We start from the raw sequence: 26,439 nt of genomic DNA, 5'->3' as shown, positions 1-26,439 counted from the left end.
TTTCTTCAATTCATTTCCTAAATCAACTTTTACATATACTTAAGTGTAAAGATTAGAAATTAGAAAAGGGAAAAACCACCCCAAGCTCCTCAAAAGGCAAAAAGGTGGTCTTCCTGGTAGTTCTCGTAAACAATCCAATTTTTTCAATGAACCAAACTTTTAAAGTTCGTTTAAATGGACTAATGATAAATGTCCAGTATCATTGTCCCCTTTTAGATTACAATAACAAGGATTAAATTTCCAGTATATTAACCATCTTATTCCTATATATAGACTTACCTACTGTTATTACTCTTATGATTTTTTAATGACAAAGGCTTTTGTTTTTCACGCTTTCGTTGTACATATTCTTGTACTTCTTTCGGAAGATTCTTTTTTCGATGCATGTCTTTTGCAATCATATTCAAAAGTTTTGCTACATCCTCTACTTTTTCATTAGAAATGGTCGGCAATAAATAGGATACGGTTTGTTTAGCAACATCTTTATCTAAAAACGCTTTTACACTATTGGTTTCAATTGCTGTGACCAATGCAAGAGAAGATGAAGATAATCTGTAACTTGTCCCACCATTCTTTTGATATTCGTATTCCTTCTTTAGTTCTTTAGTAAAATCTTCAAATGAGACCTCTTCCATACATTTCTTCCTTTCGTTACTATCCATACCTCCAATAAAAAGTATTCGGCAAGAAGATAAACTCTCCTCTTTCTGCCTAAACCTTTTCTGGTTAAAAATATAATAATTGGTGTTATTATATAAGAAAGGTGAGTGAGAAAATGCCGAGTGAAAAAATGATTGAAGAAATGAAACGGTTTGATGACGCTTTTCCAAATGGGATATTCTGCTACCCTAAGTCAGTAAGAGTAAAAGTTCGAGCACTGTATGAGTATTGCAAAGCAAGAGACATTGCTCCACAGGAATTAACAAAAGAAGAGATTAAGAGGTTTATTTCTAAATAAATCCATAAAAGAACCGACCAACTTTTTACCTTTATTCCCTACTTAGAAATCAATATGGTGGTGTATTATGAAATATACTTGCCCTTGTTGTGGTTATATTTCCCTTGATAGTGAAATTCACGATATCTGCAGTATCTGCAATTGGCAAGACGAGCCTATATCCAGAACTGAACCTGAATTTGTAGGTGGAGCTAATGGTAATGTAACACTTCGCCAAGCCCAATCAAATTTTGCTGAATTTGGTGCATGTGAAAAAGCATTTTTAAAGGTTGTTCGCAAACCAAATGAAAAAGATATAAGAGACCCAAAATGGAAACCATTTAAAAATAAAAAAGAGTAGGCTAATCATTTAGAGATTACCTACTCTTTCAACTACATATTGTCCCAAGAGGACAAGAATAATTGGTAATAGGGGGGTTTTAAAAAATCACATTAAAGTTATTAGATAATATAGTTATGAAAAGAAAAAGCCTCTTACGGTTGATTAACTACGAGGACCAAAAAATCTATCTCCATTTAAATGAATCAGGTGGTCAGGAGCATCTGCTACCCAAACTTCTGTCTCCCAAGCTATTTGGTCGATAAATTTTTTGAATCCATTTTTAGAAGACATATCTAAAAAGGCAGTAACATAAACAATTCCACAGTTGCAGTTTTCTAACATGTCTTGGATTTCATTAATTCGCTTCATTGAAATTGGTCCCACAGAAGTGACCGCTTCTATAAAATAAAGCCAGTTCTTCTCGGCTACATAAAGAACCACATCAGGAAGTTTATCGTGGTCGGTAATAAGAACGCCCAACTCTTGCAACTTCTTACGATTTTTTATCAGGTCTTTCTTCTTTGTATCACCTACGTATAAAACTTCTGCACCTTTGGCAAATCTTGGAGCAAATTCTTCGATTATCGCTTTTTGCAATTCATTGTGTTTTCCTGGGCTGAAGTGTAATTCCGTTTCATTAACTTTTACAGGAATCATGGCAATTTCTCGAACTTGTGTATATTTCTTTACTAAGGTTTCATGGTTCTCTAACCATTCACCCAACTTTTCTTCCCACTCAACCGTTCCATATGCTTGAATGACTTCCAAAGTTTCATCAGCTAAACGATAAGAATACTTCGGACTATTAGTAGCCCTTTCGTCATCATCATCATTTGAAACTGCAATCGCACCGTCTACAAATTGATGGATACTCTCTTTTCTAATCGTTTCTCGGCTATTAGGTTTGTATATTTTTCCGTAATGCTTTGCCATAAACTCCATCATATCTACAATCCGTAAGGAATTAATAGAGGCATCAGCCCAACTGTCCTCTTCTTTTACTCCAGCCAATGCCAAAAATACATATCCACTTCTATCGTTGTATTGTTTTGGTGGCATACCTAATTGTTTTAATATGTCTTTAGCTTCTTGTAGCTTTCCCATTGTAAAAACTCCCTTTTTATCCTGCGTTTCTTCCCTGTCTTGTGTTGACTAAAAACATTTCTTCTATAATCGTATCACAAGTTTCTGTTGTAATGGAGTTTGTTTCCAATATTCTTTTACCCATTCTTTTAATATCATTTAAGGAAGGAAGAGGGATAGCATTTACTTCAGTAGCATTTACTTGGGTACTGCCATTTAATATTCGATAGTACGTATCAATATATGAACTATTAAAAAGAACAAATAATCCATACATTTCTTCTTTTATCATTTCTCCTTCTAACTTCGTAATATAGTTTAAATGGTTCTCAATTCCAACCTTTGCATTTACAAAATCATCAGCAAAATAGAGGGAACACTGTACTCTTCTTCGTTCTTCTTTACTTGTAAATCGCTTAACCAATAAATAGTTTTTGCTATCCAATAATACGCTTTGACTTTCTTCTGTATCCACTATATATTGTGGATTCTTTGATACTGGAACAGGAAAAGAAATTCTATTATTAATAAAGTGATTCGCCCATAAAAGTGGAACTGTATTTTCTTCTGGCACTTCTTTGATTAAATCTAATGCTCGAAAATCAACAACTGGCCCAGTTTTTAAACGAAATCCTAATGATATCAAATTATATTCCCAAGAATGAACAAGGGTTAGTAATTCAATCTCTTCTATTGTTGATGGAATAAGCATAAACAAGTTGTCCGAATCCATATCTACGACAGTGCCATAAGGCACTTGTTGGATAAAATTCTCTTCCATATACATATTTTCAGAGGCAGAAATAGTAATCATATCAGTTACTTCTGTGGTTTTAATAGCTCTTAATACAATCGCTTCCTGAAGTACCTTATCTCCTTCAAATACATCTAATCTGGAATGGAAAAGGTGAATATTGGTTAGCCGAACGGTATTTAAGAAATACTCACGAAACTTCCGAAAATATAGACCAGAGGTAAAACTACGTGGAGTTATAAAAATCATCTCTCCATTAGGTTTTAATAATTTTGCGGCCATTGCCATAAACAAGAAATATATGTTGGGTTGACCATGTACAATTGAACTCATAACAACTGATTCAGGTTCGGCTTTGGCAATTTTTTTATATGGAGGATTACTGATTATGACATCGTATAATTCTTCTTCTGATTTCTCTTCTCTACCATTCCAGAAGTCGTCATTACTTAAAATGAAATTCTGGTCATAAATGGTATAAATAACGGTCTTTCCATTCTGCTCCAAAACTGTACGAATAAGTTCCATATTCTCTCTTAGGAGAGGGAGAACATTTTCATCATTTTCGTATAAGTCAATGTGTATATGCGTAATGGTGTTATGCTCCAAAATCCTTTGACATAATCCACCAGCAAGTATTCCCGTTCCTGCCCCTGTATCTAAAATTCGGATACTTGATTGATTGTAATCCATCAAACTTGCCATAAAGTTTGCAATCGAAGGGGGAGTGAAGAACTGTCCGATTTTCTTTCGGATGTTCTTTCCTACTCTTTTTCCATAGTCGATGGTTTTATCATAAATTTGATTAACTAACATAACTGCACCTCAAAATGATTCATAATCTAACATCTTCTTATTTTAACATAGAAAAAACATGCAGTTAAAAGAACTTACGATTGCTTCAAAATTCCAAAAGCAAGTGGGACAACCTTCTGCTGACGGTCAGTAAATGGTAACTCCTAATAATGTATAAAATGAATTTCAAAAAGAGAAATGAGATTGGAGGTCTTGTTTCTTTTTTATAGTGATAAGGAGTTTGAGAGAAAAAGTGAAATAGAAGGAAATATGTTACAATACTACTAAGAAATTGAGTTTTGAAGGAGTGTTTTAAATGAGGCTGAGCTATTTAGAAATAAAGAATTATAAATCAGTTAATTATTTAAGGATTCATATAGACTCATTGACAGCAATCGTTGGCAAAAATAACTTTGGGAAATCAACAATTTTAGATGCTATTCAATGCTTTTATGGAGAAAAGGCTATTGAGGCAGATAATTTCCATTTAGGAACTGATGAAGACATTGAAGTGACAATTATCTTTGATGACATTTCTGATTACGATATTGAAAGATGCTTTGGGTATAAAACTATGGTTGCAAAAACAAATTTAAAAATAAAAGAGCGAATTGAAGATAGTGAGTTTGCAAAGAAACAATTAGAAAAATTAAAGAGTGATAGAGATAGGAAATTCAAAGAAGTAAATGAAAAGTATAATATTGATTACCCGAATAAATGCACAATTACAGTTACTTTTTCATATTCAAAAAAAGGAAAAGCAACTTATAAGATAAATGAAAATACTAACATCGCTAAATCTGATTTATTTAAATTTTTACCACCTATTAAAGTCATTTCTGCAATAAGAACACCAGACAAAGAAACTACAGCAGGTACAAAATCCAATTTAAAAGAACTAATATCTTTACTTCAAAGCGAAAATGATTCTGAGGATTACATAGAAATGCCTAAAATAGATGGTAAGCTATCATATGGAGAAATAAAGACACTGATATCCAAAAAAGAAGAAGAAAAATGTAAATACCTATCGGAAGATTTAACGAAGAATTTTCAAAATGCTATTAATACTGATTCTTTATCTGTAAAAGTTAAGATTGATAACTCTTTCAAATTTGATTTTAAATATAAGACAGTTTTAGAGGATAAGGATGTACCAGGTAGAGAGATAGATATTCTCTCTTGCGGAACTGGTTTACAAAGTATGATGATATTGTCCATTTTACAGACTTATATAAAACTTAAGAAAGATGACGACTTTATTTTATTGATAGAAGAACCCGAAGTTTATTTGCACCCCTCATTACAAAGAAAAATGATTAGTACATTGCTAAAAATCAGTGAAAAAAATCAAATCATTTTAACTACTCATTCGCCAATAATCATAAGTAAGATTGATAAAGGAAACATACATTGCGTTAATAAGGATAAGGGAGTCACTTTATTGGTAGAAGCGTCAGTAGAAAATATCATACAAGAGTTAGGTGTGCAAATATCCGATATATTAAACAAACAGGCTGTTATATTTGTAGAGGGTAAAGATGATGCTCGATTGTTTAGTCTCCTTATCAATAAAATTGCAAAACAAAAAGGTTTGGAGACGGACTTTACTGAAAAGTACATTGATATGATTCAGACTGATGGCTTTGATAAAATGAGTTTTTACGCTAACGCTCAAATATTGCATAAGGATGCTGTGAAAGCTCCTTATTGGGTAATTACTGATTCGGATGGAGAGTATATCGAAGACAGAAAAAAGGATTTAATGGAAAAAGGAAAAGCAAATGGTCTGAATATAAATGAAGAACAGTTTAAAATCTTATCAGAATATGCAATAGAATCCTATTTTTTAGCTCCTATATTATTGGAACATGTATTTGGGTTTAACGAAAAGGAATCCTCTCTTTTACATGATACATATTTTCAAAAATATGAAGAGGTATTATGTAGTCTAAGGCAAGGAAAAGGAATTATAAATAAGAAAACCTTTAGGAGTAACTATAAGCCTAAAATAATGTTCTCTAATTTAGATAAGCCAGAAGAGATTATCGAGCTTATTTTAGATAAATACTATAGTGCAGATGTTGAATTCAAGGAATTAAGAAAAAGACTTATAGATGATTGGAATAATCAAAGTGACCCGATAGGATACTTTATCAACCAATTAGATTATTCAGTTCTTGTTAGTTCTAAAATGAATGAAGTGATAAGTCATTTAGGCGAAATAATTGACTCTATAGTAGGTAAATAAGTCAATTATTGAATAAATAATAGGATAATTATATTTATTCTTGTAGGAATTACTGAAATTATTGGAGTGTTTATTATTCTTTCTATCTCGTGGGATAATGGCTTTGATAAAAAACGTCTGAAACATAAGATTGATTATGTTCTATTGGTACTTTGCGTTTATTTATCATTAATTCTGAGCATTAGTTAATCTAATTGCCAATCCTGTGAATGTACTACAGCATAATAAGGCAATTCCCCCTTGAAAACATCGATAAGAAAGTTATTAATCGGGGATTCCATCATGCTTTGGGGCCCTCGTCATTAGATTTAATGATAATGAGAAGAGCAGGAGTATCCTGCTCTTTCTTTTTATTTGAAAGAAAAGTAATCGAACTTCCTAATTAACTTCATTATACTGGGTCTTAATTCCAATAATCTTTCTGTACATACCATTTAGCATAATAGGTGAATCCGTTTGTATGGATAATTGCTTAGAAAATGGGTTAGCCACTTGTTCAAATCTCAATCCAATATCTGTACCCAACAAGGAGATAAGCGGTCTTATTCCCCTTTTGAAAAGAGATAGTTCTTGGTTCTCAGGAACGAATTTATCAAATATCAATATTCTCCCTTTAGGTTTCGTTACTCTAATCATCTCTTCCATACACTTATGAGGATTTGGGACAACAGAAAGAAGTAAACTTGCTATTACAATGTCAAAAGATTCATCGGGTAATGTTAAATCCTGTGCATCCATTTGCATGAATGTAATATCTGTATGATGAAACTTTTCTCTTGCTTTATCCAGCATGTCACTGGAAAAATCAATGGCTGTTATGTCGATATCATTATGTGGGACATACTCTAAATCTGCACCTGTACCACAACCTACTAAGAGTACCCTTTCACCCTGAACCCATTCTAAATCCTTAAATACCTCTCTTCTTGCTTTCAAAAAAATTCCTTTATTGAAAAATTGGTCATAAAATGGCGACCATACCTTATAGATAATTTGATTCCATGAGCTATTCATTTTAGGACTCCTCACCTAACAACTTTACTGAGTATCTGTATTCTTTGGGATACTAATAAAATCCTTTATTTTGTGGAATTTTCATAAAAGAAGATTAATTTTTTACACTTCATTCAAATTTACATTTGAATAATAAAAGGGTTAGAGTTATAATATATTCAAATATACATTTGAATGAGAAAGGGGAAATGAATGTGAGTAAAAAGGATACATGTGAAATTTATTGTTACGATGAAGAGAAAGTGAATCGAGTTCAAGAGGAAATCGAGAAGGCAGATATCAGTAATATATCCAAAGTATTTAAAGTAATTGGTGATGAAAATCGTACTAAGATTGCGTATGCTCTTTGCCGAGAAGATGAACTGTGTGTTTGTGATATTGCCAATATCTTAGGTACATCTATAGCAACAGCATCCCACCATCTTCGTACCCTTCATAAACTTGCTATATTAAAGCATCGAAAAGAAGGAAAATTGGCTTTTTATTCATTAGACGATGACCATATTAAACAGTTAATCCTTATTGCTTTGGAGCATAATCAGGAGGTGAAGACACATGTCTGAACAACAACAAACGAAAACGTATAGAGTACAAGGTTTTACTTGTGCAAATTGTGCATCAATATTTGAAAACAACGTCAAAGCACTTGAAGGAGTTCAAGATGCAAAAGTAAATTTTGGTGCATCAAAAGTTGAAGTTATTGGAAATACAACTATTGAAGAGTTAGAAAAAGCAGGGGCATTTGAAAATTTAAAGATAAGAAATGAAAGAGAACAACTCGTTAAGCAAGAACCATTTTGGAAGCAAAAAGAAAACATAAAAGTGTATATCTCAGCATTCCTACTTTTGATTAGTTGGTTGATGACAAAACAATATGGTGAGGAAAGCCTTCTTCCGACTATAGGTTATGCACTTTCTATTTTGATTGGTGGCTATTCCCTATTTATCAAAGGACTTAAAAATCTAATACGTTTAAAGTTTGATATGAATACCTTGATGACTGTAGCCATATTAGGAGCATCAGCTATTGGAGAATGGGGCGAAGGAGCAACTGTAGTTATCCTGTTTGCAATAAGTGAAGCATTAGAAAGATATTCAATGGATAAAGCTCGTAATTCTATTCAATCCCTAATGGATATTGCACCAAAAGAAGCTCTTATTCGCAGAGGAAATAAAGAGATTATGGTTCAAGTTGATGACATTCAAATTGACGACATAATGATAGTAAAACCAGGTCAGAAACTTGCAATGGATGGGATTGTTGTTAAAGGAACATCTACTATCAATCAAGCGGCCATTACGGGTGAATCTGTACCAGTCGTAAAAAAAGTCAATGAAGAGGTATATGCTGGTACGTTAAATGAAGAAGGATTATTAGAAGTAAAAGTCACGAAACGTGTTGAGGATACCACTCTTTCTAAAATCATTCATATGGTGGAGGAAGCACAAGCGGAAAAAGCCCCATCCCAGGCGTTTGTAGACAAATTTGCAAAGTATTATACACCAGGAATTATTATTATTGCCCTATTACTGGCAGTAGTTCCTCCCCTACTCTTAAACGGTGATTGGCAAGAGTGGATATATAGAGGTTTGGCAGTTCTTGTTGTAGGTTGTCCATGTGCGTTGGTCATTTCAACACCAGTATCCATTGTAACAGCCATAGGAAATGGAGCAAAAAATGGTGTTTTGATTAAAGGCGGAATTCACTTAGAAGAAACAGGGGCATTAAAAGTTATTGCATTTGATAAAACTGGAACACTTACAAAAGGTCTTCCTTCTGTTACAGATATAGTCCCTTTCAATGATGAAGAACAAAAAATAATGACGATTACATCTGCAATTGAAAAAGGGTCACAGCATCCGTTAGCTTCAGCCATAATCAGAAAAGCCGATGCCGATAATCTACCTTACAAAGATGTAAATGTTGAGAATTTCCAGTCGATTACAGGAAAAGGTGTAAAAGCAGATGTCGATGGAACAACTTATTATGTCGGTAGCCCAAATTTGTTCGAGGAATTATATAGTGTAGAAGAGAATATTAAACAACGAATAACTAATCTGCAAGAACAAGGAAAAACAGTAATGGTCTTAGGAACTTCTAAAGAAATTATGTCTCTTATTGCAGTGGCAGATGAAGTAAGGGAGAGTTCTATAGAGGCAATTCGTAAACTTCATCAAATCGGTATTGAAAAGACTGTCATGCTTACAGGAGATAATGAAGGAACAGCCAAAGCAATCGGTAAAGAAGTTGGTGTTATGGAAATACAGGCTGAACTATTACCAGAAGATAAGTTAGCTTATATTAAACAGCTTCGTGACAAATATGATAAAGTAGCAATGGTCGGAGACGGAGTAAATGATGCCCCTGCCCTTGCATCTGCAACAGTGGGTATAGCAATGGGTGGAGCTGGAACGGATACTGCATTAGAGACAGCGGATATTGCTTTAATGTCTGATGATTTAAGTAAACTTCCATATACAATTAAACTTAGTCGAAAAGCCTTGGCAATCATCAAGCAAAACATTACGTTTTCATTAGGCATTAAGTTACTTGCTTTGGTACTTATTGTTCCTGGCTGGTTGACATTATGGTTAGCCATCTTTGCAGATATGGGTGCAACATTAATTGTTACCTTAAATAGTTTAAGACTATTAAGAGTAAAGGAATAGCGTTTTTGGGATAAAATAGTTGCAGAAAAGTCGCTTATTCCGTATCAGTTAAGGAGTAGTTTATATGAAGGATAATATGGAAAATTGCCCACACTGTAATACTAATCTACAAGGGGAACTAATACCAAAAGAGCAACAGGAATCCTATGGAGCGACTCATTTCACAAGAAAAATTGGCATATACGACCTTTTGAAGGACCAGACGGTTAAATGGAAATGTCCTGATTGCGGAGATGAATGGGATAGATAATAATTGTTGAGTAATACGAGAGAGAAGTCATAAAAAACTAAAGGTAGTGGATTAGTATCCACTACCTTTTTTCGTGCCCATTTCGATATGATTTCATAATCAATTAAACTGCTAAAACAGGTGTTTTATACCATGATTTGTTCTTTTTATTTTCTCTCTAATAATCTAAGTAAAGTATCCGCACATGCAAACGCCTGGAAACGCTGTTCTTCTATAAATTCATCTTTTTCTTTGTTAAAGGCTCTGTTTAATGAAACTGTTGTTTTTTGACCAGAACATATGTACTTGTTATAATTAATGTAATTATCAATTTGGGGGTGCTTAATATGAAAGTTTCTGATATTATTCGTGAAATTCAATTATTATCTGCACACGATAAAGAACGTGTCTTAAATCATCTTAAATACTTGATAACACCTATGTTCGATACAAGACCTGTTTTCCAAGAAATAAATGAATCTAAAACAAAGGAAGGTTTAGTGTGTTCTCATTGTCAAAGCAACAATGTTATTCGTTTTGGCAAATTTGAAGCAACTAATGGATTGCGAAAAATTAAGCGTCAACGGTATCGTTGTAAAGAATGTACAAAGACATTTACCGAAACGAATGCAACACCTATTTACCGTTTAAAGAAGGCGAATCGTTGGTTAGAGTTTATTGAATGTATGCTGTTAGGTTTAAGCCTTCGTGAGTCTGCTAAAAGAATGAAAGATATTTCTCATACAACTCTATTCTTTTGGCGACATAAAATACTGTCTGCTCTTGCTCAAATTGATATTAATGTATTCAATGGGATTGTGGAAATAGATGAAACGTATTTCCTGTTTTCAGAGAAAGGTAGTCGTCACATTCAAGGACGTAAGCCTCGTAAACGTGGAGGAAGTTCTCAATATAGAGGGATTAGTAAAGAACAAGTGTGTGTTTTAGTTGCTCGTGACCGAACGAAAAATACTTTCGTTGGGGTGCTTGGTCGTGGTCGTATTCAAAAATCCCAATTAGGGGGTATAATTTCTCCAAAATTGAACGACACAAATATTCTTTGTACTGATGCGTGGAGAGCATTTAAAACCTACGCAACTGAAATTGGTTTACCTCACTATCGCTTTAAAACAGGTTTGGAAAGAACTAAGGGGATTTACCATATACAAAATGTAAACAATTATCATCAGCGTTTAAAACAATGGATATTACGGTTTAAAGGTGTTGCGACGAAGTATCTGCAACACTATTTGGCGTACTTCAATTTCTTAGACATACTATCATTTTCAACGGATAGTCATAGTATTCGAAAATTTGCTGTGGAAAGTTGTATTCATCCGATTAATAAAACAAATTCAAACATTTCTTTCGGAGCAGTTAGTTAATTTAAAAATTAACAATTCAAATGAAACTAAATTATTAATCATCCGTATAATTAATATAAGAACACATAGGAGGTGGCGAAATGTCTAAACACAATAAATTTATAAAAGAACAAGAGAGATTACAGCAAGAAGAACAAAAAAATCATCCTACTGGAACATTTAATGATTCTTTTAATCAAACTCAAAGTGGTATGCCTAACACCAGTGGAATGACTTGGAAAGAAATAGGCGGTTTGATATTGTTTTTATTAATTATTTTTGTAGGTTACAGTATTTACAAATTCTTTTTCAATTAATTTCATAATTTCTACGAAAGGAGGTTCGTTCAGATTGAATCTCTTTTATTTTTACTATAAAACAACAGTATGCTGTAACAGAGCCTTGTTAAAAGTGTATTTAATAGACCAAATGGAGTTAGTGTCGAACACACGAAAAAAGATATATAAAGTGTTATTTTGCTTATCAAATTTGTACTCATGGTCTGTTTTGATTTGACGACCAAATTTTAATACTTCTTGTTCAACCATTTCCACACATTTTCTTTCCATCTCTACCTCTTCCAAAATATCTATCAATTCCCTTTGGGTTTCCCTGGACAAGTTTTTAACCATTGTTTCCATTCCAACATTAGTCATAAGGAGATTAAGCATTTTTATTCTTTCTGCTTCGTCAAAGAAGATATCGTTCTGGTACATTTCTGTTTTTTCTGGGGTATTTTCTTCGTATTGTTGATAAGTTATTTTTTGTGGTTCTCTGCGAGGAATAAGTTCCATTTTCAACTCTCCTTAACCTTCATTCTTCTGTTTTTCTCTAATTTCTTTTAGTCCATTTATGAAATGTGCTTCATTTTCTTTTTCCAGGACTTTTAGTATTGTGTTATCGTCTAAATTTGTATGAACCGCCAATTTAACCATTAATTTAACCTTAGCATCTGTTTTACCACTAAAGTAGCCATCTTCGTGCCCTGTCTCATAACCAGTAAAGAAAATATCTTTAAATTGATTCTCAATTGTTTCATATATGCTTTGGATAGAGTCACCTTTGTCTTCCCAAAACTTATTGTAGGCACGATTTAATTGCCATGAATTAAGTAATTCATCCATCCTGTCCAAAAAGATTTCCCCCTCTTCTAATGACATCATCGTTCAAAATAAGAAATCCAGTCTCATATCCGTTACATAGTTATTTCCTTATGTCTTTAATGACGATAAAATTAAGTAGTTCTGAAGGTTTAACACACAACAAAGGACTTATTGCTTCAAAAGTAATTGCTATTGTTAATCTTGCAAATTCTTTAACCTTACTTTTAGCTTCAAAGCCATGAATACTTAAGGTAACTTCACCAATTACAATCTGCAAATTACCGTTCATCATAAAGATATTGATTTGATGTCTCCTATCAATATATACTCTGTTTCTGTGCCATTGTAACTTCCCATCATCAGAATAATAAGAACAAAGTTCTCCTATTTTCCTCTGGATTTTCATTGCTTCAATACTTTTCATAAGTGAGTTGAAATTTCTTCCTTCTCCACTCATAGAAATACACAAATATGCTGTGTTTTTATTTTCCTTTTCTATTGCCCATTTTTCTATTTTCAAATTAATCCTCCTGTAAAAAATAATTTACTTATTCCTTCAAGCAAGATAGGATAACAAAAAACACTTTACTCCCCGAAGGAAATAAAGTGTTTTTTGTTAAAATATATATCATTTACGATAATCAGCATTATGCTATTCATATAATCAACCTCTTACTTCAGGAAAAGATATTTTTATAATGCTTATCTATTATAGTCAACTTTTTACAAAATGTCACTCATAGTCTGTAGATATATAGTGTGCATTTTCTTAAATTGATTTTATGGAAGATAAATATATCAAAATCAAATTTGGACTTGCTGTAAAAGAACTAAGACTCTCGAAAAATATTTCTCAAGAAAAATTTGCAGAAATTGTAGGTCTTCATAGAACTTATATTAGTGAGGTGGAACGAGGAACAAGAAATGTTTCTTTGATAAACATCGTCAAAATAGCCGAAGGCTTAGATATTAAGACCTCAGAACTTTTCTGTAAAATAGAAAAGAAAGTATAGAATTTATTCTTTTTTAGACTGCCGAATGTTTTCGGCAGCCTGAGCGTCTTTCAAAGGTTTCTTTCTTGGTGAAGTAAAAAACCACCCAAATTTTAAGTTTGAGCGGTTCTACTTTATGAGTTTAGTATTTTATAATTTAGGACATTTTCACAGCCTCTACAAGCCGATATAACGAGATTTTTAGCTCTCGAATAAAAAAGTATTACAACATATGTTATTCTTCTTCTAAATAGCTTTAAATGGCTTTTGATACTATTTTAAATTAGGAAATATTGTAACCTTGGAGTTATTTGGACTTAGGTCATTATTGCCATTTTTATTCTTGTATTTTAAGTTGTTGTATTTCTCGTGAAGTTCTTTGTTTTCCTTCTTAATACTTTTTAAATTATTTTCTAACAACGTGATTTTTCTTCGCATGAGTTCCAGGCTGACATCTCTCTCTGACATAAGTTTTATTTTATTTTCGAGTTCTGCGATTCTCTCCAAAAGTTTTTCATTTTTTTTAATAGGGTCAGAGTTATTGTATTCACTTATTCTGAATTCAGTATATTGTTTTAAAAGGTTATTATTATAAAAAGTTTGTCGAGCGATATTTGACTTTGTCGCTGTTTTATTAACGGAAGGTCTGGTGTCCTTGATAGCATTTTTTAATTCTTCTTGTACTTTGAATGCTTCACTTAACACACTTTCTATTTTTTTTAGTTGTTCCCAACTTTTCGGTTCAACTAATTCAGTATCGACATTCATTTTTTCTAAGGTAAGAGTGATAGTATCAACTAATTCAACCATGCCTTAACCTCCTTATAGATAGTTTCATAGTTATCAATAAAAAAGGATACTTGTGGGAACTTTTCTTTGATGGGCAATTCACCTTTTAATTTGGTCTCTTTAGCCAACTCTTCAAGTTCTGGAATAAGAAACTTCTCTACAATATATTTCAACTTATTGGTTTCTTTCTCAACTGCCTTTTTGAATCCTTTGTCTTGATTGTATTTAATGGTTTTTAATAAAGTAGTATATTTTTCATAATTTATATCTATCATAAAAAAAGAGTGAAATAGATTAGTACACATACCGTATGCACAATACAAGTTATCCGTTCCATCGCTTTTACTACACTCTCTAATAGGACCACTCTTTATACAGATACCCCCATTCTTCGCTCTAATGGGCATCTTCTTTGTTAATCCACTAATGATTTCATCTAAATCTGTAGCTACATTTAAATTAGACTTTTCAATATATTCATTTATACGTAGCATTAAAGTATCTCTACCTTCGCCCATAACCTGTGATTCGCCTGTAACAAGCATTTTCATTACAGATTCAGCTAATTCCTTCTCTTTGGCTAAGTCCTGTTCCTGTCTATAATAACCATAGGTGATTTCCTTTGTTAAATGATTCATGTGTCTTTGAACGTAAAATATTGAAACACCCTGATTAATAAACTCATTACACAATTTCACCCTGAATTGATGTGGGCGAGGGGTGCTTATTGTATCTGTCGGTTTGTAGTTTTTAAGATATTCTTTACTTACTGCATTACGCTTCATCAAAACTCCAATATTTTGATGACTTAGTTTTGGGTACTTATCTTTTACGTTAATACAACCGATTTCCGCACCATATTTTAAGGAGATATTTACTAACATTCTGGATAAAGCATTTTCAGTTACAGGAAGTGTTCTTGCCTTTAGAGGTACAAATAGCAGACCACTTTTTATTTCTTTTCTTCTGTCCTCATAAATTTTTTCTAAAGTGTAATAAGCCCGACAAGCTAAATCTGTCATGATTGTATTTACTTCCTTAAAATTACCGTTTCCTTTTACACCTTTTGTTGTTTTATATCGCATGTAATAGGCTGTTTTCGTTCCATTTAGGATTTTTACGCTTTCTAAACTATTTAATGGAATATCACAAATCTCTCCATTTCTTAGTCCAGTTTGAGATAATATGATGACCATTGCAGAAATCCCTCTATCGTCAATTGGGGCATTTTCGTTATCCATGATATTACTGAGACAAGATATTAAATTGTTAAAATAGTCATCTGGAATGGTATCCCATTTGTTAGATTCCCTTTGTGCTTTAAGTTCTTGACTGTCTCTTTTGGTAAGACTAAGATATTTGTTTATTTCAATCCAATCAATTTTATGGTAGTTATTTGAATAGAATTGAAAAAAATCATTAATGCAATTTTTATAACTCCGAATAGTATTAGGTGCGAGGTGACTTTTAGAATCAAAGTATTTTTTAACCGATTGAAGGCTTACATATTCAAGAGAATAAATATCATTTGTTGAGAGATACTTTACAAAATCTTTTATATTCCCAAGAGTTTTGTAGATAGTTTGAATCTTATCCTTATCTTCCCACACTTTAGTCAGAGCAAAGAACTTTACTTGTTCTTTAAAAGCATCATCTACCTTTGTAAAATCATATGTAGATTTTCTCTTTGGAACACGTTTAAGTGTGACTGAATTGAAATCCCATACATCATCTGAAAAGTAAATTTCTCCCGAAACAATTGGTAGTTTATCAATTCTTTTTATATGATTGAAAATTCTATTCGTTGTTACACCTTTTAACACCGAATCATCATATTCATCTGAAAATAGCCACTGGATATTGTTAATCTCTTTTAAAGTACCATTCATCCTGTAGTCTCCCTTAACTCCAATAACTTCCTTAAATAAGCAAGATAAAGTCGTTTTATGGTGACTAAACGTTCTTTATCTGTAGGTAGTTTAGCTGATTTAATTTCACTATCGATACTTCTAATCTTTTCTTCATAAAAAGGTATCCTATCAACAGTAGCTATGAAACCTGAACACATTAAACAATCTAAATTATCATCTCTTCTGATACAAGATTCGTAAGGACAGTATCCACATTGGTCATTTACAAGGTCTTCGTGCTTATGGTCTGTTTCAGTTACTATATTTCCCTTTATAGTTGGATTCCCTATAACAACCATATGTGTTGCTTCAAGATAATCATTAATCTTTTCAGCAACATAGTGATTAGTGGTTGTGCTAATATTTTTATGGTTAGTCAAAGCCTTTAGTTCCAAATCTGATAAGTTATTCTTGATGGCATATTCTAATGATTTAGTCATATAAGTATCTCTTAAATTTTGTGCTGTAAAAGGTTCAATGCCTAATTCTAAACAGATTCGTTTTAGGTAATCAGAGAAAGTTCGGACATTTATTACCTTAAAATACAAATTTGAATATTCGTGAATAAAAATGTGTTCCTTAATGGAAATATCTTGACATTTATCTCTTACTTCTTGAGTGAATTTTATAGCAGTTTCTATATATCTCCGAGTATAAGGGGTAATAGGTATTTTTACTTTTTTTCCTTTTGAAACTTTCGTATTCGATTCCAAGTAATAATCCTTTTTAACACCCTTTATTAAACAATTCACTTTTAGATTTATAATCTGAGAAATCCTAAATTCTGTGGCAATAGCAATATGGAAAACGATATAGTAAAGGGTATTTAAATAATTGTCATGTGCATTCTCTTTTAACTTTGCTTCGATTTTCATTAGATTTTCATTTGAAATATCTCTTGCGGAATTTCTCATTTCCCTTGGTTTAGAGACCAAATATTTAAATCCACTTGGCTCTACATAATAAAGATTGTTTTCATTAAGGTAATCAAGGAATTTTTTTACATTTGAAATGTATTGAACATTTTTATTATTGTTTTTTACAAATTGTACGTAGGAGAATATTTCTTCTACACTAATAGAATCTTGTTCATCAAATGATTGTGTCATTCTTTTAATGCTGAACTTATTCCTCAAATCATATATGAAGTTTATGAATTTAATAATTACATACGCTTGGTCAATTCTTGCGGTTAAACTAACTTTAGAATTCCAAAACCAATGTTTTACACAATCTTTTAAAATTTCATCTTCACATAAGGAGAAGTTGATGGGTTTATATGAAAAGCTGTTTATTTTAGTTGTTTTATTTTCAGCACCGTTTGGCATTATTAACCATTTATCAAATGCTGGAACTGGGTCAAATGGATTTAAAGGGATAGGGAGAAATCCCTCTTCGTAATTCCTGTTAAAACTTACTGTTTGAAGCATATTACCATCTATACCGTCTCTCCAATGCAATATGTCTTTCCCTTCAGGAGAACTTAGTAGTTTAAGATAAAACTTTTTTAGTAAAGTTAGCAGAGGAACTCTTTCTTTGAAATTCTTATAAAAATAGTATTGTGTTTTAAAAGTTCTTGCATTGAAATCAGTTATCTTAGTTATTAAGGTATCAGCAAGACTTGCTTGAAAATTTCTATAAAACTCATGACTATGAGCTGTAGTATTATGAACAACAAAATCTCTGAGTAAGAATGATAGAAAGAGATTCGTACAATCATTTACATAACAAGAGGTACGTGTATTCTTCTTAAAAACAATTAAATTATGCGGTAATAGGGATTTAGAGAAAATCAAGAATAGTGCCTCGACCAAATTTTTGGTGTGTACAGTTTTGAATGTTTCTACTATTTCTATATAATCGCCACTGTAGCAATCATTTTTTATTAATTCCGATATTAACCTACATGTACAATCTTGCATCTCTTTCTCTATACTTTTATTAAATAGTTCCTGAAAAAACTCCCAAGTGATAGATGAACAATCAATATCTTGTGGAATAAGGTCTATAACTTTATTCACAATTTGAACGTCAAAACTGGAATATTTTATATTTCCTTTAGCTCTTGTTTTATTGAAAAATAAATCTATTACTTTCTGTATCTTTTTATCTTTAAAAGCAAATACGCTTGGGGGACTCGTAGTCATTTCTTATTCACCTTCAAATGGTTAGTTCTGGTATTACTTCATAAATGGACTCAACTAAACTTGTTCTCTTTTTTATAACTTCTTCATCGGTTGGGCGATAATAATGTTTAACAGAATTAATGTTATTATGTCTTAGAAGATTTTTTAAGGTAAGTGCATCAACATTTTTGTATTGGACCATGAACATGGCATACCCATGTCTAAATCGATGACTTAAATTATTTTCTCGTTGTTCTTTGTCGACATTTAATCCAGCTTTTTTGAAAATCTTTCTTAATGTTTTACCCCATAAATTCTGGCTTAAAGGTTTTCCTATACTGTTTATAAATATGTAGAAATTATCTGTATTTTCGTCTTCAACCGAGTCAGCATATGTGTATTCCAGATAATTTTTTTGAAATTTAACACTGTCATTTAAATGATATTCGTTTACGTAATCATTAATTTTATCCAATAAAACATCACTTAAATTAACAACTTGATATCCTATGTCCTTTGTTTTATATTTCTTCATTTGATATTCTTTTTTATTTTTAGGAATCATACGCCCTTTGGCTAATTGGTCAGATGAATCCGAACAACGGTTACGTAAATATAAAAAATTACCTCTATCATTTACAACAATGTCTTCATTTGTAATTCCCAGAACTTCACCAAGACGTAACCCATTTTCAAACATTAAACGTACAATACATTCCTCTTTGAGCGTATATTCGTTTCTAATTACCTCCAGAATTTTCTTAAATTCATCAACACGTATGTACATTGGAGTGCTAATTTCAGGTTTGTAATCTTCAAGACTTACATCATACTTATATATCTTCATTGGAGAATCTGTTTCGTCATTATATATAAGTTTATAATTTGTACTTTTCTTAAGGATAGGAGAATTATCATAACCTAAATACAAAAAGAAGTTCCTATATATAGCATTATAAGTATTAATAGTTGAAGGACTTCGTAAGGTACAAAGTTCTAACTGATATAATGTTCCCTTTCTTGAGATTCCTTCAAGAAAAGAAAATAGATTCAGGATATCATTTTTTGAAAGTGAATCTAATTTCAAATCGTACAGTTCTAAAAAAGAATATAAGAATTTCAAGGCATTTAATGCGGTATATCGATGGTTCGGAGAAGCACCTTCAAGTTCAAAATTTAAGTAATCAAAAACTTCAGGTATTGGATTCATTTTTATGTCGTATAGGAAGACATATTCTGTACCTTCATAATGAATTTTTGCATTTTGAAAATGTACTTTATCTTTTAAAATTACCTCTCCACCTTCTGTAATAAATCTTTTTTCATAATAGATACCATCCAGAGAATTAAATTCAGTTATCATATACATAAATTTTCACCTTAAAGAATATTTTGTAAATAATATTAGCATCCTCGATATAATTTGACAATTTATCTTTTACCCATAAAATTTTTCTGTAGGAATTAGTCGTATTTTTACGGTAAATAGTATATAACGTATTTCATTTGGTTGTCTAAATCGTTATAATGTAAAATGATTTAGTAAAGTGTAGTATTTTAAGGCTTTTGTTACGTTTGTACAAAAAACATTTTACTGATAAGGCTATATTGGGGAAGATATTACGAACAATTTGAAAACAGTGCGGTCAATTCCATTACGTCTAAAAAAACCGTATTCAATGGAAGTACGGGGAGAGGCATTTATGCCGAAAAGTTCCTTTGAATCATTGAATAAAATACGAAAGGAAAAAGGAGAAGAACCGTTTGCTAATCCGAGAAACGCTGCGGCAGGTTCCCTGCGGCAGTTAGATCCTCGAATTGCTGCTTCTAGAAATTTAGATACTTATTTATATGGGATTGGAGAGATCGGCGAAACGGGGGTTCTCTCGCATAGTGAAGGATTAGATTTGTTGGATGATTTAGGGCTAAAAACGAATAAAGAACGTCGAACATTTGTGAATATCGACGGAGTGATTGACTTTGTAAACAGTTGGGTGGACAAGCGTCCAAATCTTCCGTATGAAATTGATGGAATCGTGATAAAAGTCGACTCGCTCGCACAACAACTTAAGCTCGGAAATACAGCCAAAAGTCCAAGATGGGCAACTGCTTATAAGTTTCCGGCTGAAGAAGTTGTGACAAGATTGCTGAAAATTGAGCTGAGCGTTGGGCGGACAGGGGTAATTACTCCAACGGCTATATTAGATCCGGTAAGAGTAGCAGGGACGACTGTACAACGAGCTTCCCTGCATAATGAAGATTTAATTCGAGAGAAGGACATTAAGTTAGGGGATTACGTTATCATTAAAAAGGCGGGAGATATTATTCCCGAAGTGGTGAATGTCATTGAAGAGCGACGTACAGGAGAAGAGCAAGAATTCGAGATGCCGACCCATTGTCCAGCATGTGAAAGTGAACTTATTCGATTAGAAGGGGAAGTAGCCCTTCGCTGTATGAATCCGAAATGTCCAGCACAAATTCGAGAAGGATTGATTCATTTCGTTTCCCGTGATGCAATGAATATTGATGGGTTAGGAGAAAAAGTCATTAGTCAATTATTTGAAAAGGGACTTATCCGGGATGTTGCCGATCTATATAAGTTAACGAAAGAACAACTGATTCAACTAGAGCGTATGGGGGATAAATCGGCGACAAATTTAGTGAACGCTATCGAGGCATCCAAGTCAAATTCGTTAGAAAAGCTCTTATTTGGTCTGGGAATTCGTCATGTAGGAGCAAAAGCGGGAAAAACTTTAGCACAACATTTTGAAACGATTGAAAACTTACAAGAGGCTACAATGGAACAATTAACATCTATTAATGAAATTGGAGAAAAAATGGCGGATGCGATTGTTTCCTATTTTCATCAACCAGAAGTTAATCAGTTAATCGAAGAGCTGAAAACAGTTCATGTTAATATGGTTTACAAAGGTCCAAAACGAGAGAGAATCGAAGAAGAAAACTCTTTCTTTGCAGGGAAAACAGTCGTTCTTACAGGAAAATTGCAACAATTATCAAGAAATGAAGCAAAGGATAAGATTGAAATGCTTGGGGGAAAAGTGGCTGGAAGTGTAAGTAAAAAAACAGATGTCGTGATTGCAGGGGAAGAAGCCGGTTCCAAATTTCGAAAGGCAGAAGAGCTCGGGATTGAAATTTGGAATGAGAAGCGGCTTTTAGAAGAGTTGGAAAAAGAATGATCATTCGACGGCTATATAGACCAATTTAATTTCATGGTTGGGGAAATAGTTTCGTCTCATTTTGTTAAGTAAGAGGTGCCGTTATGAAGAAATGGTTATCGGTTGCAATAGCAGTAATGGTTCTATTAAGCGGTTGTGCTCCGAGTTTTAAAAAACAAGAAGAAATCATTAGTGGGGATGAAAAGAAGCAAAAGGCGATTATTCCTCATTACCAAATTTCTAAAAATTATTACAAGAATATTTTGCCTTTCCGCCCTGGAAAAGCGAGGGGAATGGTTGTCTCCAATATTAATACAAGATATGATATTGTGGAGTTTGAAACAGGATTAATGAGAATTGCCCAGGAGAATTTTTCACCAGAAAAATATCTATTTCAGGAAGGGCAATATTTAGATGAAAAAACGATCTCATCTTGGCTCAAGCGAAAATATACAGATAGCCAACTGAAGGAAAAGAAATTAAAGCCTTCTGAAAACTTGGGGTTAAATCCTATAGATGATGAAAAAGGCTCAATCGAAGATCGGAATAAGAATAATCCAATTTATCTTGCACATATTATGGAACATAATTATTTAATGAAATCCGATGATCAGAAAATTTTATTAAAGGGAGCGGTCATTGGGTTAGCTTTAAACTCTATCCATTATTATCAGAAGGAAAAATATGGTGCTACATTTGATGTTGAGCTATCCCAGAAAAAAGTGGAAGAGGAAGGAAAGAAAATAGCTCAAGAAGTGGCAAATCGTCTTAGAGAAAGAAAGGAATTTAAAAGTATTCCTATTACGATTGCCCTTTTCCAACAGGAAGGAAGTAATTCTGTAGTACCGGGTCATTTTTTTGCTTATACTCACTTGGATAGTGGGCAAGTGAATATTAACGGTTGGGAGAAGATGGACGAAAGATATTACCTTTTCCCATCACCAGAAGCAGAGAAAGATCACCGTGATGACATTACTTATTTCTTCAATTTCAAACAAGATGTGGAGAAATACTTCCAGAACTATAATGGGGTTATTGGTCGTGCCTTTTATAAAGGAGATCAATTATCAGATTTGAAAATTGAGATTCCCATTCAATTTTATGGAAAAGCGGAATCCATTGGTTTTACACAGTTTGTTACGGGCCTTATTTTAGAGCATTTCCCAGCATATATCCCAATAGAAGTCAGTATCACATCTGTAAATGGCCCGGAAGCTTTAATTGTGAAAAAACAGAATGAGAAAGAACCTTTCGTGCATATTTATCATTAGAATTTACGAAACAATATCCTTTTTAACTCTTGGCCTCTGGTCCAAATTTTATTATTTTGGGTCAGAGGCTAATTGGCCGTAAAACCTCCACCTGATATGATTTGGAAACAAAGAAGATAGGTGGGGGTTTTCTTCATCCCTAACTGAATGAAGCTTCACTTTATTCGTCTGGAATACTTGTAATATTCAAAAAAATAAATAATTTTTTTGTGCTTTTGTGATAAAATAATTGGAAATAAACGATTTTTAACACTCTCTAGCTATATATGTGAAAAAATATACAACATCATTCAGAAAAACCTCATTCTATATTTATTTTCAGAAATAATTGATTTAAGGGCATAATGAAAGAAATAGAAAACCATCCTACATCAATGATTGATCCTAGTCAAACAAAAGTTACTAGATTAACGCCTTAGAGAAATTACCTTCACCCTATGTGGTCTATTTTAATTCACCAAGTGAAAAACTCATAGAAAGTTAAATAAATTAAAAATTATTAGAAAATTAAGGTTCCATTTTTCTGAATCCTGTTATATAATACAATCAAAGGTGATTGACTGTGATATAACAAAGGGGGTGAAATTTACGATGACTACTCAAACAGCAGGCATACAAATTGTTGGCCCCATGCATCCTAGGTATGAAGAAATATTAACACCTCAGACATTACAATTCATTGAACAGCTGGAGAGACGTTTTGGTGATAGGAGAAGGAACCTGTTACAGAAAAGACGGGAAAGACAGCGAGATCTTGATAACGGACTAATGCCTACTTTCCTAGAAGAAACCAAACATATTCGAGACTGTGACTGGAAGATTGCACCAATGCCAGCAGATTTACAAGATCGTTGTGTTGAAATTATTGGTCCCGTTGAGAGAAAAATAGTGATCAATGCATTGAACTCAGGGGCGAAGTGTTTCGTGGCATGTTTTGAAGATACAACTTCTCCTACTTGGGAAAATATCATAGAGGGTCAATTTAACTTACGAGATGCTGTAAATCGTACAATTTCATTTAAAGACCCAAATAGAAAAGTACACCAACTTCATGATCAAATTCCTACATTAATGGTACGTCCACGCGGTTGGCATTTAGAAGAAAAGAATATATTACTAGATGGTGAGCCGGTTTCGGCAAGCTTATTAGACTTTGGTTTATTCTTCTTCCATAATGCTAGGCGTACAGTGGAAAATGGAAGCGGTCCTTATTTCTATTTACCTAAGCTTGAGACCTATTTAGAAGCTAGGCTATGGAATGACGTTTTCGTTTTCGCCCAAAAGTATGTTGGCATTCCAAGGGGAACCGTCAAAGCAACTGTGTTAATAGAATCTATTGTTGCGGCTTTTGAAATGGACGAAATCCTTTATGAATTGAAGGAACATTCTGCGGGATTAAACTGCGGACGTTGGGACTATCTATTTAGTTATATCAAAAAATTCAGAAATCACCAGGATATGATTTTGCCGGATCGATCAAATCTAACAATGACTTCTTCTTTCATGAGAGCGTATTCATTGTTAACGATTCAAACATGTCATCGTCGCAAGGCACCAGCGATCGGCGGTATGGCCGCACAAATTCCGGTTAAAGACAATGTAGTAAAGAATCAGCAAGCGTTTGAACAAATAAGAGCTGATAAAGAAAGGGAAGCTAGGGATGGTTATGATGGGACATGGGTTGTACACCCCAGTTTAGTTCCAGTTGCGATGGAAGTGTTCAATCGTGAAATGCCAGAAGCAAACCAAATTGAAACAAAGAAACTAGAAAATGTTCATGTTTCTGAAACAGATTTGCTGGCTCTCCCTGAAGGAAAGATTACTGAAAATGGAGTCCGCCTCAACATTTATGTTGGGATTCAATATATAGCATCATGGTTATGCGGACATGGGGCTGTACCTCTTTATGGCTTAATGGAAGATACAGCAACTGCAGAAATTTCCCGCGCACAACTATGGCAATGGATTAGACATCAGAAGGGGGTTTTACATGACGGAAGAAAAGTGACCAGACAGATGTATAACCAAATCAAGCAGGAAGAATTGCAAAGAATCAAACAGGACATTGGGGAAGAAGCATTTGCTTCCGGGAGATTTCATGAAGCCACACAACTCTTTGATCAATTAATTTTAAATGATGCTTTTGAAGAATTTTTAACTATACCAGGTTACAAAATTCTATAAATATACTTATTAGGGGAGGATTTACAATGACAAACGAACGCGTTAAAAAACTTCAAGAATCATGGGAAATGGATGAAAGATGGAAAGGGATTACTCGTCCTTATTCGGCTGAAGAGGTTATTAAACTTCGCGGTTCAATCGACATCGAATACACATTAGCTCAACGTGGTGCTGAAAAACTATGGAAACTTGTAAACGAAGAAGACTTTGTTAACGCTCTTGGTGCACTTACAGGTAATCAAGCTGTACAACAAGTAAAAGCTGGTCTAAAAGCAATTTACTTGAGTGGTTGGCAAGTAGCTGCTGATGCAAACCTTGCTGGTCAAATGTACCCTGACCAAAGTTTATACCCAGCAAACAGTGTTCCACATGTTGTAAAACGTATTAACCAAGCGTTACAACGTGCAGACCAAATCTCTCATATGGAGGGCGACAATTCTGTTGATTATTTTGCTCCAATCGTAGCAGATGCTGAAGCTGGATTTGGTGGACAATTAAACGTATTTGAATTAATGAAAGGTATGATTGAATCCGGAGCTTCTGGTGTTCACTTTGAAGACCAACTTTCTTCAGAGAAAAAATGTGGTCACTTAGGTGGTAAAGTGCTTCTTCCTACTCAAACAGCGGTTCGTAACCTAATCGCAGCACGTCTTGCAGCAGACGTAATGGGCACTCCGACAGTATTAATCGCTCGTACAGATGCGAATGCTGCTGATTTAATCACAAGTGATGTGGATCCAATTGATGCTCCATTTATTACTGGTGAACGTACATCTGAAGGTTTCTTCCGTACAAAGGCTGGTATTGATCAAGCGATCGCTCGTGGTCTTTCATACGCTCCATATGCAGATCTAATCTGGTGCGAAACTTCAGAACCAAACTTAGAAGAAGCTCGTCGTTTTGCTGAGGCAATTCATGAGAAATTCCCTGGCAAACTTCTTGCTTATAACTGCTCTCCATCATTCAACTGGAAAGCGAAATTGGATGATGAAACAATTGAAAAGTTCCAAGTTGAACTTGGTAAAATGGGATACAAATTCCAATTTGTTACATTGGCTGGGTTCCATGCTCTTAACTACAGCATGTTCACCCTTGCTAATGGATATAAAGATCGTGGAATGGGTGCTTACTCTGAACTTCAACAAGCAGAATTTGATGCTGAAAAGGATGGCTACACAGCAACTCGTCACCAACGTGAAGTTGGAACAGGATACTTCGATGCAGTATCGATGGTTGTTTCTGGTGGAGAATCATCTACAACAGCTCTTAAAGGTTCTACTGAAGAAGAGCAATTCCAAACAAATAAATAATAGAAGAAATAGGGTCCAAGTTCGATTTGGACCCTATTTTTAGGTGCGCCCTGCATGGGCGGATACTTGGTGGTGAAAGTCCACTACAGGCTTGGCAGTAGGAACTGTTAGCGAAAGACAAGGTGGCTATCGTGAGGT

Annotated in this window: 23 protein-coding genes and 1 pseudogene; 13 read left to right on the top strand and 11 right to left on the bottom strand. The window is 33.5% G+C overall.

Going from position 1 to position 26,439, the window contains the following annotated elements:
• Positions 1 to 275 precede the first annotated feature (275 nt).
• The gene (locus J2S13_RS09765) at positions 276 to 635 is read right to left on the bottom strand and encodes a hypothetical protein (RefSeq protein WP_307257563.1); all 360 of its coding nucleotides are present in this window, start codon (positions 633 to 635) and stop codon (positions 276 to 278) included.
• Positions 636 to 775: 140 nt separating this feature from the next.
• On the opposite strand from J2S13_RS09765, the gene J2S13_RS09760 reads away from it, so the two are divergent.
• Together J2S13_RS09760 and J2S13_RS09755 are read left to right on the top strand one after the other, a co-directional pair.
• On the top strand, positions 776 to 958 hold the full coding sequence (locus J2S13_RS09760; RefSeq protein ID WP_307257562.1) for a hypothetical protein: 183 nt from the start codon (positions 776 to 778) through the stop codon (positions 956 to 958).
• A 67-nt stretch (positions 959 to 1,025) separates the two neighbouring features.
• A complete protein-coding gene (locus J2S13_RS09755; RefSeq protein ID WP_307257561.1) occupies positions 1,026 to 1,298 on the top strand; it encodes a CPCC family cysteine-rich protein in 273 nt (90 codons plus the stop codon).
• A gap of 144 nt (positions 1,299 to 1,442) precedes the next feature.
• On the opposite strand, the gene J2S13_RS09750 is transcribed toward J2S13_RS09755, so the two are convergent.
• Positions 1,443 to 2,384: a BsuBI/PstI family type II restriction endonuclease gene (locus tag J2S13_RS09750; RefSeq protein WP_307257560.1), complete on the bottom strand. Its 942-nt coding sequence runs from the start codon at positions 2,382 to 2,384 to the stop codon at positions 1,443 to 1,445.
• A 16-nt stretch (positions 2,385 to 2,400) separates the two neighbouring features.
• On the bottom strand, positions 2,401 to 3,933 hold the full coding sequence (locus J2S13_RS09745; RefSeq protein WP_307257559.1) for an Eco57I restriction-modification methylase domain-containing protein: 1,533 nt from the start codon (positions 3,931 to 3,933) through the stop codon (positions 2,401 to 2,403).
• A gap of 295 nt (positions 3,934 to 4,228) precedes the next feature.
• On the opposite strand from J2S13_RS09745, the gene J2S13_RS09740 reads away from it, so the two are divergent.
• On the top strand, positions 4,229 to 6,163 hold the full coding sequence (locus tag J2S13_RS09740; RefSeq protein ID WP_307257558.1) for an AAA family ATPase: 1,935 nt from the start codon (positions 4,229 to 4,231) through the stop codon (positions 6,161 to 6,163).
• A gap of 378 nt (positions 6,164 to 6,541) precedes the next feature.
• Here J2S13_RS09740 and J2S13_RS09735 read toward each other — a convergent pair whose 3' ends face one another.
• A complete protein-coding gene (locus J2S13_RS09735; protein WP_307257557.1) occupies positions 6,542 to 7,177 on the bottom strand; it encodes a class I SAM-dependent methyltransferase in 636 nt (211 codons plus the stop codon).
• A 194-nt stretch (positions 7,178 to 7,371) separates the two neighbouring features.
• Between J2S13_RS09735 and J2S13_RS09730 the strand changes: the two genes are divergently transcribed.
• The 5 genes from J2S13_RS09730 to J2S13_RS09710 all read left to right on the top strand — a co-directional run bounded on the left by J2S13_RS09730 (position 7,372) and on the right by J2S13_RS09710 (position 11,757).
• On the top strand, positions 7,372 to 7,740 hold the full coding sequence (locus J2S13_RS09730) for an ArsR/SmtB family transcription factor (protein ID WP_110113993.1): 369 nt from the start codon (positions 7,372 to 7,374) through the stop codon (positions 7,738 to 7,740).
• Positions 7,733 to 9,847, top strand: a complete 2,115-nt coding sequence (locus tag J2S13_RS09725) for a heavy metal translocating P-type ATPase (protein ID WP_307257556.1) — start codon at positions 7,733 to 7,735, stop codon at positions 9,845 to 9,847. Before J2S13_RS09730 ends, J2S13_RS09725 begins: the two co-directional genes overlap by 8 nt.
• Positions 9,848 to 9,911: 64 nt before the next feature.
• Positions 9,912 to 10,097 carry a hypothetical protein gene (locus tag J2S13_RS09720; RefSeq protein ID WP_110113995.1) on the top strand — a complete coding sequence of 62 codons (186 nt, stop codon included), beginning with the start codon at positions 9,912 to 9,914 and terminating at the stop codon, positions 10,095 to 10,097.
• Between the two features lie 326 nt (positions 10,098 to 10,423).
• The gene (locus J2S13_RS09715; protein WP_253426183.1) at positions 10,424 to 11,461 is read left to right on the top strand and encodes an IS1595 family transposase; all 1,038 of its coding nucleotides are present in this window, start codon (positions 10,424 to 10,426) and stop codon (positions 11,459 to 11,461) included.
• Between the two features lie 80 nt (positions 11,462 to 11,541).
• Positions 11,542 to 11,757 (top strand): DUF6366 family protein, encoded by a 216-nt coding sequence (locus J2S13_RS09710; protein ID WP_253426195.1) that lies wholly within the window; start codon positions 11,542 to 11,544, stop codon positions 11,755 to 11,757.
• A gap of 54 nt (positions 11,758 to 11,811) precedes the next feature.
• Here J2S13_RS09710 and J2S13_RS09705 read toward each other — a convergent pair whose 3' ends face one another.
• From J2S13_RS09705 to J2S13_RS09695, 3 genes are all read right to left on the bottom strand, one after another.
• On the bottom strand, positions 11,812 to 12,234 hold the full coding sequence (locus J2S13_RS09705) for a hypothetical protein (protein ID WP_307257555.1): 423 nt from the start codon (positions 12,232 to 12,234) through the stop codon (positions 11,812 to 11,814).
• 12 nt (positions 12,235 to 12,246) lie between these two features.
• On the bottom strand, positions 12,247 to 12,573 hold the full coding sequence (locus J2S13_RS09700) for a hypothetical protein (RefSeq protein ID WP_110113997.1): 327 nt from the start codon (positions 12,571 to 12,573) through the stop codon (positions 12,247 to 12,249).
• Between the two features lie 70 nt (positions 12,574 to 12,643).
• A complete protein-coding gene (locus J2S13_RS09695) occupies positions 12,644 to 13,063 on the bottom strand; it encodes a hypothetical protein (protein ID WP_307257554.1) in 420 nt (139 codons plus the stop codon).
• A 262-nt stretch (positions 13,064 to 13,325) separates the two neighbouring features.
• On the opposite strand from J2S13_RS09695, the gene J2S13_RS09690 reads away from it, so the two are divergent.
• Complete coding sequence (locus J2S13_RS09690; RefSeq protein ID WP_307257553.1) at positions 13,326 to 13,556, top strand: helix-turn-helix domain-containing protein; 231 nt, start codon at positions 13,326 to 13,328, stop codon at positions 13,554 to 13,556.
• A gap of 252 nt (positions 13,557 to 13,808) precedes the next feature.
• Here the strand turns inward: J2S13_RS09690 and J2S13_RS09685 are convergent, their stop codons facing one another.
• Genes J2S13_RS09685 through J2S13_RS09670 form a run of 4 tightly spaced genes read right to left on the bottom strand, consistent with a single transcriptional unit; the run spans position 13,809 to position 19,729 of the window.
• Positions 13,809 to 14,345 (bottom strand): hypothetical protein, encoded by a 537-nt coding sequence (locus J2S13_RS09685; RefSeq protein WP_307257552.1) that lies wholly within the window; start codon positions 14,343 to 14,345, stop codon positions 13,809 to 13,811.
• Entirely contained in the window at positions 14,333 to 16,213 is a 1,881-nt protein-coding gene (locus J2S13_RS09680; RefSeq protein WP_307257551.1) for a tyrosine-type recombinase/integrase, read from the bottom strand. Before J2S13_RS09680 ends, J2S13_RS09685 begins: the two co-directional genes overlap by 13 nt.
• Positions 16,210 to 18,381 (bottom strand): tyrosine-type recombinase/integrase, encoded by a 2,172-nt coding sequence (locus J2S13_RS09675; protein WP_307257550.1) that lies wholly within the window; start codon positions 18,379 to 18,381, stop codon positions 16,210 to 16,212. Before J2S13_RS09675 ends, J2S13_RS09680 begins: the two co-directional genes overlap by 4 nt.
• 13 nt (positions 18,382 to 18,394) lie before the next feature.
• Positions 18,395 to 19,729, bottom strand: coding sequence for a tyrosine-type recombinase/integrase (locus J2S13_RS09670; protein ID WP_307257549.1), 1,335 nt, complete (start codon positions 19,727 to 19,729; stop codon positions 18,395 to 18,397).
• A 232-nt stretch (positions 19,730 to 19,961) separates the two neighbouring features.
• On the opposite strand from J2S13_RS09670, the pseudogene ligA reads away from it, so the two are divergent.
• The 4 genes and pseudogenes from ligA to aceA form a co-directional block, all read left to right on the top strand.
• A pseudogene (gene ligA, locus J2S13_RS09665) lies at positions 19,962 to 21,557 on the top strand (NAD-dependent DNA ligase LigA); the annotation flags it as partial.
• 83 nt (positions 21,558 to 21,640) lie between these two features.
• Positions 21,641 to 22,807 (top strand): CamS family sex pheromone protein, encoded by a 1,167-nt coding sequence (locus J2S13_RS09660; protein WP_307257548.1) that lies wholly within the window; start codon positions 21,641 to 21,643, stop codon positions 22,805 to 22,807.
• A 591-nt stretch (positions 22,808 to 23,398) separates the two neighbouring features.
• On the top strand, positions 23,399 to 24,991 hold the full coding sequence (gene aceB / locus J2S13_RS09655) for a malate synthase A (protein ID WP_307257547.1): 1,593 nt from the start codon (positions 23,399 to 23,401) through the stop codon (positions 24,989 to 24,991).
• Positions 24,992 to 25,017: 26 nt separating this feature from the next.
• Positions 25,018 to 26,301, top strand: coding sequence for an isocitrate lyase (gene aceA, locus J2S13_RS09650; RefSeq protein WP_307257546.1), 1,284 nt, complete (start codon positions 25,018 to 25,020; stop codon positions 26,299 to 26,301).
• The last annotated feature ends 138 nt before the right edge of the window (positions 26,302 to 26,439 follow it).

Source organism: Oikeobacillus pervagus (assembly GCF_030813365.1).
Taxonomy (GTDB): Bacteria; Bacillota; Bacilli; order Bacillales; family DSM-23947; genus Oikeobacillus; species Oikeobacillus pervagus.
Note: the sequence above shows the minus strand (reverse complement) of the source record. Positions and strands in the feature narration are given on the sequence as shown.